6 protein-coding genes and 2 pseudogenes are annotated in these 6,775 nt (G+C 43.2%); 6 read left to right on the top strand and 2 right to left on the bottom strand.

The features are described 5' to 3' along the window. From AB4138_RS03505 to AB4138_RS03480, 6 genes and pseudogenes are all read left to right on the top strand, one after another. Window positions 1–231 (top strand): annotated as a pseudogene (locus AB4138_RS03505) (transposase domain-containing protein); the annotation flags it as partial. Window positions 232–608: 377 nt separating this feature from the next. Further along, window positions 609–893 carry a hypothetical protein gene (locus tag AB4138_RS03500; protein WP_372131874.1) on the top strand — a complete coding sequence of 95 codons (285 nt, stop codon included), beginning with the start codon at window positions 609–611 and terminating at the stop codon, window positions 891–893. Window positions 894–937: 44 nt separating this feature from the next. Further along, window positions 938–1,060, top strand: a pseudogene (locus AB4138_RS03495) (carboxylesterase family protein); the annotation flags it as partial. Then, entirely contained in the window at window positions 1,020–1,655 is a 636-nt protein-coding gene (locus AB4138_RS03490; protein WP_372131876.1) for a hypothetical protein, read from the top strand. The pseudogene AB4138_RS03495 and the gene AB4138_RS03490, both read left to right, overlap by 41 nt. 109 nt (window positions 1,656–1,764) lie before the next feature. Continuing rightward, window positions 1,765–3,441 (top strand): amidohydrolase family protein, encoded by a 1,677-nt coding sequence (locus AB4138_RS03485; protein WP_102319826.1) that lies wholly within the window; start codon window positions 1,765–1,767, stop codon window positions 3,439–3,441. A 92-nt stretch (window positions 3,442–3,533) separates the two neighbouring features. Beyond that, entirely contained in the window at window positions 3,534–4,517 is a 984-nt protein-coding gene (locus AB4138_RS03480; RefSeq protein ID WP_065584640.1) for a GTP-binding protein, read from the top strand. Window positions 4,518–4,829: 312 nt separating this feature from the next. On the opposite strand, the gene AB4138_RS03475 is transcribed toward AB4138_RS03480, so the two are convergent. After that, window positions 4,830–6,005, bottom strand: a complete 1,176-nt coding sequence (locus tag AB4138_RS03475) for a threonine/serine exporter family protein (RefSeq protein WP_017064690.1) — start codon at window positions 6,003–6,005, stop codon at window positions 4,830–4,832. 663 nt (window positions 6,006–6,668) lie between these two features. Further along, the coding region (locus AB4138_RS03470) for a transposase (RefSeq protein ID WP_139104294.1) at window positions 6,669–6,775 on the bottom strand (107 nt) is incomplete at its 5' end.

Here is a 6,775-nt window from a genome sequence, read left to right as displayed (position 1 = left end):
CTATTCTCCAACACACCAAATGGCGCTGAGGCGAGCGCGATGCTTTACAGTATCGTCGAGACTGCAAAAGCCAACGGCCTTATCCTCTAAAACTACATGGTCAAGTGCATGAAAGAGCTCGCGAAAGCAGAGCCTGATATCGACGCACTTCTACCTTGGACCTCTTCGGGTCAAGTCAAAACAGACCTCAACAATATTGGCTTTGGCCTCGAAACTTACGTTTGGTGCTAACTATGCCATCGGACTCTAATAACATATTTGGGTTCTTTGATGAGTTTGAAGCTTCAGAAGGAGAGTCACAGCAACCCCCTATAGAGCTGTTTCAAGAACCCGTTTAAATTTTATCAACCCTAGATAGTCAGCCAAAGAAGGTACAACAAGAAGTCTTTGTGATAAATAAAAAGCGACATCCACTCACGGTAGTGAATATATGTAGGATCACGTCCTGCATAAGCGATTTATTCAAATTTAAAGAGTGAATTAATATCGCACCATAAAGAAAAAATACTTCAAATACTCCAGAAATGAGCATGGCTGAGCATAGGGATTCTCAGGTTTGATGATACCAATATCAGGTCAGATGGCCGAACACATTTATGGGTACAACCATGAATTTAACGCATCGCTCACTCATGGTTATCGCTATCACTGTTGCTCTTTCTGCGTGGGGTAGTGATGAAACCAGCTCACGTCCTATTAAGCCAGAACCGCTTCAGACATTACCAACAGAGCAGGTTTCAGTATCCATCGGGGACGCGACTCTTTTCGCAAATAGAGAGTCTGTTGTGATCAATACCTTAGCAGGTGACGAGCAACGCGTATTCATTGAAGCGTTTAAAGGAATCACTTACGCCGATCAACAACGTTTTCAGCACAGTCACTCCGTCAATTAGAACACAATGCTGATAGCGCTATAGATGCGACACAATTTGGCGCCGTGTGCCCACAGCTTAAAATAACCCAGCAAGAGCAATCTGAAGATTGCTTGAATCTTAATATTTGGCGTCCTTCGGAGATCAATGGTTCAGAGCCATTACCCGTGTATGTCTTTATTCATGGTGGGGACTTTGAATATGGCGCAGGTTCTGATACCGACATTAACGGTGATACCGTCGTGGCTAAAAGATACCATTCGATATACGGGTGGCGTTGGCGCTGGAAAGGCGAACCTCGATATTTTCAAAGAGTTCAGTATAGGTGCGTCGTACAACAAAACGATTCAATTCGGCACAAAAACCTCGGGAGTCGCTGCGCTTCAGCAGCTCCAGTTTCGAGTGGCAAACACACCATTGATGCTGGGTGTGAAACAGATTATTGGCCAGAGCTCGGTAGAGTTTGAGACCAGTAATGAAGATGTGAATAACGCTATCAATGGCGTTATTCAATATTTTATGGGCGAAAGCTCGGTGACCTCTGGGCTGGGTGTTGTCGCGGAATACGATAATGCGATTGATAATCGTTGGACCGTTTCTGCGTTTTATGGCCTGGATAAAGCGACAGTAGAGGGCAGTCTGTCAGACGATGAAAGTGTCGATGCGTATGGTGCTGGATTTCGCTATCAGATAGCTTGCCGATATGGGTTACACATGGGGGTAGACCTCGCTTTTAGTTACGTTGACAGCGCGTTTTATATAACGGTTGGCAGTGGATTCTAATGATGGAAAGGTGGGTGTTAGTCAATCGATTGATTTTTCTACATGCAGCATAGTTTTCATAACAATCATGAACTAATATTCTTTTACAACAAACATAACAGGTATCAATATGAAAAATTACGACCCAAATGAATTGGACGCTACGCAAGTATTACTTGATGGTGTCGATACAGATAAACGTTCGACTTTGACTAAGTTAGCGGTTGGGGCTGCGGCACTGCCTTTTGCCTCTGTTTTACATGCAGCCCCTGAAAAACTGGTTGGCCAAAACATCAAACTGATGCCTAACGAGAAAGGGCCATTTGATATCGTTATCGAAAATGGCCGTGTTGTTGATCCTGAAACTGGACTCGACGCAATTCGTCACGTCGGTATTAAAGGTAAGCGTATTGCTGCAATCTCAGACAAAAAGCTGCAAGGCAAAACAATCATCGATGCTGAAGGTCTCGTGGTTGCACCTGGCTTTATAGATATGCACGCTCACGGACAACAACTTCCTGCTGCCCGTGCTCAAGCATTCGATGGCGTAACCACCGCTCTTGAGATGGAATCTGGTCTATTCCCAATCGGAACGTACTACGATATTACTGCTGCTGAAGGTCGCCCGATTAATTACGGCGCTTCTGTAGCATGGACTTACGCTCGTATTCAAGCAAAAGAACCTACGATGCCTGCTCCTGATGGTACGATTGTTTGGTTCCAGAAAGCTTTTTCTAAAAACAATTGGCAAAATACCCTAGCAACCCCAGATGAATTAAAACAAATTCTGGGCTCGGTTGAGCAAGGTCTTAAAGAGGGGGGCTTAGGCATTGGTATTAACGCGGGTTACGCACCAGGTTATGGCCACAAAGAGTACTATGATCTTGCTAAACTAGCAAAACGCTATGAAGTACCAACTTACACTCACGTTCGTTACCTAAACAGCGCAGAGCCAAAATCAAGCTTTGAAGCATACCAAGAACTCATTAGCCTGTCGGCGACAACGGGTGCACACATGCACATTTGTCACCTCAACAGCACGTCAGTACAAGATATCGAAGATTGTGCCGATTTAGTTCAATCCGCCATTGATCAAGGTTTAGCCGTTACTACTGAAGCTTATCCTTATGGTGCTGGCTCTTCCGTTATTGGCGCAGAAGTTTTCCGTGGTGACGATTGGTTACAACGTTGGGGTGTACCAAGCGCTAGCTACATGGAAGCGAATGGTAAAGCACTAAACCAAGAAAAAGTCACTGAACTACAAGCATCAGCGCCCGGTACCGTGGTTGTCATGCACTTCTTAAAACCCGATGAGAACAAAGAAGATCGCGCTAAAATGGACCGTTCAGTATTGTTCCCAGGTGCAGCTATCGCTTCAGATGCAATGCCTTGGATGGATGATAAAGGCGTATTAATTGAAGGTGATGTATGGCCACTTCCAAGCAACGCAATAGCTCACCCTCGCTCACTTGCTTGTTTCTCTCGTTTTATTGAAAAATATGTCGAGGAATACAAAGCGGTAACACTAGTAGAAGCGATGGAAAGAACTAGCTTAAACGCATGTCGTATTCTTGAGGATGCTGTGCCACAAATGGCAAATAAAGGTCGTATTCAAGTAGGTAAAGATGCTGATTTAGCTATTTTCAAACTTGATGAAGTAAAAGCCGTTGCAACATTTGATAAACCAAATGCCCTTTCTACAGGCATGAAATACGTACTTGTAAACGGGACACCTATCATTGAAGCTGGTGAAATGTTGTTAGATTCAAACCCAGGTGAAGCGGTTCGCAACAAAGTTACGGGCTAAGTTATCCTGACTTAAAAGGTTGGGCATTAGCTCAACCTTTTTTATTGCTTACCGAGTAAATATAGACAACGAAAATCGAAAGAGAGCATGCTATGAGCAAGAAGCCTATTCCAGTAACAATTTTAGCCGGATTTTTAGGAGCAGGGAAAACGACCCTACTAAACCATATATTAACCAATGCAAATGGAATGCGCATGGCTGTGATCGTCAATGATTTTGGATCAATCAATGTTGATGCGGAGTTAGTTAAATCTGAAAGTGAAAATATGATCAGCCTAGAGAATGGCTGTATCTGTTGTAACCTTGCAGAAGGACTAGTCGTTTCGGTAATGCGTTTACTCGCATTAGAGGAACGCCCAGACCATATTATTGTTGAAACTTCAGGTATCGCAGAACCCAAAGAAGTGGCGCTTCAATTTGAAGATCCGGAACTGCAAGCACACGCACCTTTAAATGCAATCGTGACGACGATCGATGCGGAAAACATTTTAGGGCTAGAAGGCCCAATGGAGACGTTGTCGAAGCAGCAAATTCAAGTGGCTGACATTGTTCTGGTTAATAAAGTTGACCTAGTCGATGCTGATAAACTAGAGCAAGTCAAAGCATGGTGCCGAGTACAAGCTCCGTTTGCTAAATTGATTGATATTTCATTCGGCGAAGTGGATTTACCTATCTTATTTGATGCCCCTGAAAGTACGCGCTTTGTCACTAACAAAATAGCGGCTGATCAAAAGGAATGCCAGCACCATGATTGTCATGATGAGCACTGTCATCACGTGAACCATGATTTCGAAACATTCAGCTTTGAAACTGATCAACCGCTTAATCTACAAAGTTTGTATCCTCTACTGCAACAGTTTTCAATTGATGCTTATCGCATGAAAGGTATTTTAAATTTAACCGATCGTCCTGATCATCGCTGTGTATTTCAGTGCACGGGCCAGCGAGCCAATGTGACGGTTGGAGATGCATGGGAAGATGATGAATCTCGTTCGTCACGGTTAGTCTTCATTGGACCTAAAGGTGGCCTTGATAAAGAGAGTATGCGTAAAAAACTGAACGCACTGGTGGCGTAGTTAGAACGGAAATGGAGTAGATGGCAAGCCTATCAACCTAGCGCTTGCCTATACCTAGCTTACCTCTGCCTACTTTGCATTGACTCATCCTAAGCATCCTTATCTTATTGAATTATTGGCTAATTTCGATTCTATTCGGTTTTTCCAAATCCATATTGCTCATTCCCCTCGCCATCTGAAACAAAATAGTCTTATCGATTTTCGAGACTCTGTTCATCAGTACCTTCTCAGAATCGGTTAACGTCAAAAAGCAGATAAAGACTCAATCGTGGGTTATTGGGGCGTGTTGATCAGCGATTGTTAGTTCGATGGTTAGTCCTCAATGATGGAATCAAAATGACGACTAAATATAGAATAAACCATGATTTGTCCCGCCATAATCGCGCCAAACATCAGCAAGGCGGACAGACCAATATTCGGAATGGGTAAAATGGAGGTCGCAAAGAAGGACTCACTTGCTCCGACAATGATTCGACTACCGGGGACAAGAATGATGATCCCTTGAATAATGTATATGAGTGGTGGAACGTGACGCAATTTTCCCATCCCCAACCCGTAAAGCGTAATGAGTATTGTGCTTACCCATGTACCTACAACCCAATCGGAAGTAAACCAATGTGGCCCCCACATGCCAATTGCCGCGACAGGAAGGCCTAAGAGAATTTCTGTCATACTTGCGTTGAAAATAAGGCCAATAGCGACAGAAATCCCGATCAGTGCGGTGACATGAAGAACGAATGGGATTTCATCAATAAATACCGGTACCGATAATGGTTGATTGATTATGTTGGCTAAGCCTAACCCCATAACAATGCCGATGAATATTTTCATTACTATGAGTGCGCTTTGTGCAAGCAGTTCGATACCTGACCGAAAGTCATTGAGAGCAAGACTGGCTAAGCCGTTGGTGACGGTTAACCCAGGAATAAAAAGGACAATGGAAGAAATGCACAGTGCCAATGTTGGTAAGCCGGGAACCTGTGCCGCTATCATACCGGTTAAAAAACTGGCTACTAAGGCGACAAAGAACTCGACAAGAATGCTTCTTGGCCCAGTCAGGAAAATTTGTGCTAGCCAGGCTATAGCGCCCAGAATAATGGATAAACCGACCGCCAGATAAGTACTGCCAACTAACATTAAATAACATGGCGGAAGCAATAAATTGGCAAAGCACAAGGTACGATTCGAGTAGGTTTCTGAACCTTCGTAATGGGAATGAGTCGAAAACCCTTTAAGCGTTGCGACTAAATCACGTAAGTTAACCGAGGGTGGTTTTTTGTTTTCCATCACGACTTTTTGCGTGGGTTGCTCAAAAATAGTGATGACTTTTGTCGGGGTCACATCAATAGAGACATCAATGTTCTGGCGTTTTGCATAAGCTTGAGTGTATTGAGCTACCGAGTAAGGCGCACAACCAGATTGATGTAATCGGTCCGAAAAGCTCAAAATTTCTTGCTGGCATTGTTCGATATGATTTGTTTGTTTCATTCTGTTTGTTTCTCAATAACCAAGGCGATATATGTTTGAGGGGCATTCTAATTCAATAATATCCTCATTCAAGCGTAACCAATAGTCGTATATAGAGGACGGGCCCCTACAAACGAACAAGGCAATGGTTAAAAAGATAGGATTCATTGAATGAGAGGTTATCAGTTTATCGTTGAGGTAAATCAGTCATTGTTGAAGCTGCAACCTCAAAAATAGATCCGCTCACGCAGCTATTTGAAGGCGTAAAACTCCAAATCCATGAGGTGATTGATTTAACTCTGAGGCTTTTAGAAAAGCTCGGTAATGAGTAAAGGAAACTAATATTTAGGAAATGGAAGCCTAAATAAGATTGATGATGAGCGTTAGAATCACAACTAGAATGGAACCGACATAAGCAATTTCAATAATGTTTGAATCAATCCAGTTGCAGTATGCTTGAATTGCTAAACTCAGTTTGTTTTTCATAATGGCCTTTGGAAAATTACCCGAAATCTACTGTAAATAATAGCTTATTATGAGTGAGCTTTGATGACGGTTTCAAAGGTTCCTTAGCGCTAACAGTGTGATTGCGGCGCTCACGTATTAACAATATCGTCCCGTGGGTTCATGGGGCGGATACAGTCGATAAGGTTTAAGAGCAGAAAGTTGGGCTAAAAAAAAGGTTCATCGCGGCTTTCCGGGGAAAGCCGCTTTTATCTTCAAGAAGAAGTAGTCGGTATCTCGATACCCATACCCCATTCGCTTGATTAGCTTTATCTTGTTGTTTATCC

It is taken from the genome of Vibrio sp. 10N.286.52.C3 (assembly GCF_041468865.1).
GTDB lineage: Bacteria > Pseudomonadota > Gammaproteobacteria > Enterobacterales > Vibrionaceae > Vibrio > Vibrio crassostreae_C.
Note: the sequence above shows the minus strand (reverse complement) of the source record. Positions and strands in the feature narration are given on the sequence as shown.